Annotated in this window: 3 protein-coding genes; all 3 read left to right on the top strand. The window is 42.9% G+C overall.

Annotated elements, in window-relative coordinates:
* Positions 1 to 189: 189 nt before the first annotated feature.
* The 3 genes from infC to rplT all read left to right on the top strand — a co-directional run bounded on the left by infC (position 190) and on the right by rplT (position 1541).
* Positions 190 to 861, top strand: a complete 672-nt coding sequence (gene infC / locus HMPREF2955_RS04405; RefSeq protein WP_070721373.1) for a translation initiation factor IF-3 — start codon at positions 190 to 192, stop codon at positions 859 to 861.
* 102 nt (positions 862 to 963) lie between these two features.
* On the top strand, positions 964 to 1161 hold the full coding sequence (gene rpmI / locus HMPREF2955_RS04400) for a 50S ribosomal protein L35 (protein WP_009229858.1): 198 nt from the start codon (positions 964 to 966) through the stop codon (positions 1159 to 1161).
* A gap of 35 nt (positions 1162 to 1196) precedes the next feature.
* Positions 1197 to 1541: a 50S ribosomal protein L20 gene (rplT, locus tag HMPREF2955_RS04395; RefSeq protein ID WP_009229859.1), complete on the top strand. Its 345-nt coding sequence runs from the start codon at positions 1197 to 1199 to the stop codon at positions 1539 to 1541.
* Positions 1542 to 2137 lie beyond the last annotated feature (596 nt).

Genomic DNA, 2137 nt, shown 5'->3' with positions numbered 1-2137 from the left:
AACAATTAGTTAGATATTTACTGAATATCCCTATATATTCCAATACTTCGCCCCTTCACCGCATCCATTCTGTGAAAGTACTTTAACAAGAAAGGAAAAAGAACACGTATCTGTAAAATAATCAATGAATTATTTTGCTTGTTGCGCGAAAAATCGTACTTTTGCAGCCGCTTATCATAATATTGTTGAATGAAGAATGAAAGAATAAAGAACCAGTATCGCGTAAACGAGCAGATACGCGCGAAGGAAGTACGCATCGTAAACGAAGGCGGTTCCACCGTTATGCCCACCCGTCAAGCACTCGACATGGCACGCAGCCAAGGAGTGGACTTGGTGGAAATATCACCCAACGCACAACCTCCCGTTTGCCGCATCATCGACTATTCCAAGTTCCTTTATCAGCAAAAAAAGCACGCAAAGGAGATGAAAGCCAAACAAGTGAAGGTAGAAGTGAAAGAAATCAGGTTTGGACCGCAAACCAACGAACACGACTACAACTTCAAGCTCAAACACGCCAAGGAATTCTTGGATGCCGGCAACAAGGTTAGGGCTTACGTTTTCTTCCGTGGACGCTCCATCCTCTTCAAAGAGCAAGGCGAAGTTTTGCTCCTACGTTTTGCCAACGACTTGGAAGAATACGGCAAGGTAGAGCAGATGCCCGCACTTGAAGGCAAGAAGATGTTCCTTTACATCGCTCCTAAGAAGACAGGGGCGGTGAAAAAGAGCCAACAAAAGCTGGACAGAGAAAAGCGCGAGAACGAAACAAAGAATGCCGAAACAGAAGATGGCAACACTGACAATGGCCTATTTGCCAATGCCAAAAACGGCGAAGACGTGCTTAAAAAGCTCCAAGCAGAATAAAATTCAGTGCCTACAAAGCCCAAACAAAGACAAGAAAAGAGGTGCGTAACGCCGGGTATATGCGTTGCCACCATATATAAATAACAAATAAACAACAAAAAAATGCCAAAAGTAAAGACAAATTCCGGCGCAAAGAAGAGATTTCGTTTCACCGGTACGGGTAAGGTTAAAAGGAAACATGCTTACCACAGTCACATCTTGACTAAGAAGACAAAGAAGCAAAAGAGAAACTTGGTTCACTCAACTCTCGTTGATCGTGCAGACATGAAGCAGGTTCGCGACTTGCTTTGCTTGCGTTAAACATTAGTCAAACATTTTTAAGTTAAGAAGAAAGTATGCCAAGATCAGTCAATCATGTTGCTTCTAAAGCAAGAAGAACTAGAATTTTAAAGCTCACAAAGGGTTACTATGGTGCCAGAAAAAATGTTTGGACTGTAGCCAAAAACACTTGGGAAAAGGGTCTTACCTACGCTTATCGCGACCGTCGCAACAAGAAGCGTACGTTCCGTGCTTTGTGGATTCAGCGTATCAACGCTGCCGCTCGCTTGGAGAACATGACCTATTCTACCCTTATGGGAGCATTGCATAAGGCCGGTATCGAGATTAACCGTAAGGTGCTTGCCGACCTCGCTGTTAACAATCCCCAAGCTTTCAAGGCTATTGTAGACAAGGTGAAATAAAACAAATTCACAACCATAAGAAAGAGGACGCATTTATATGTGTCCTCTTTTTTTGTTGCAAAGGGTGAAAAGATGGCTTTCAAAGGTGAAAGGGTGAAAGAGTGAAGGGGTGAAAGGGTGAAAAGATGGCTTTCAAAGGTGAAAGGGTGAAAGAGTGAAAAGGTGAAAAGAAGGCTTAAAGGAGAAAAGGGTGAAAGAGTGAAAGGGTGAAAAGATGGCTTTCAAAGGTGAAAGGGTGAAAGAGTGAAGGGGTGAAAGGGTGAAAAGATGGCTTTCAAAGGTGAAAGGGTGAAAGAGTGAAAAGGTGAAAAGATGGCTTAAGGGTGAAAGGGTGAAAAGGTGAAAAGGTGAAAAGGTGAAAAGATAGCTTAAAGGTGAAAAGGTGAAAATAATTGCGCCCATTAACTTGTTACCCTGTCTCTCTCAAAAACTTGTCTTATTGACAACTCGTTAACCTGTCAACTCCCAACTCGTCAACTCCCAACTCGTCAACTCCCAACTCGTCAACTCTTCAACCTATCAACCTATCACCCCATCAATTTATCAACTTGTCAACTCCCCTACCTGTTAACTCCCCAACCTGTTAACTCCTCAAC

The organism is Prevotella sp. HMSC073D09, assembly GCF_001814145.1.
Classification (GTDB): Bacteria; Bacteroidota; Bacteroidia; order Bacteroidales; family Bacteroidaceae; genus Prevotella; species Prevotella conceptionensis.
This window is presented reverse-complemented; position numbering and strand designations above follow the sequence as displayed.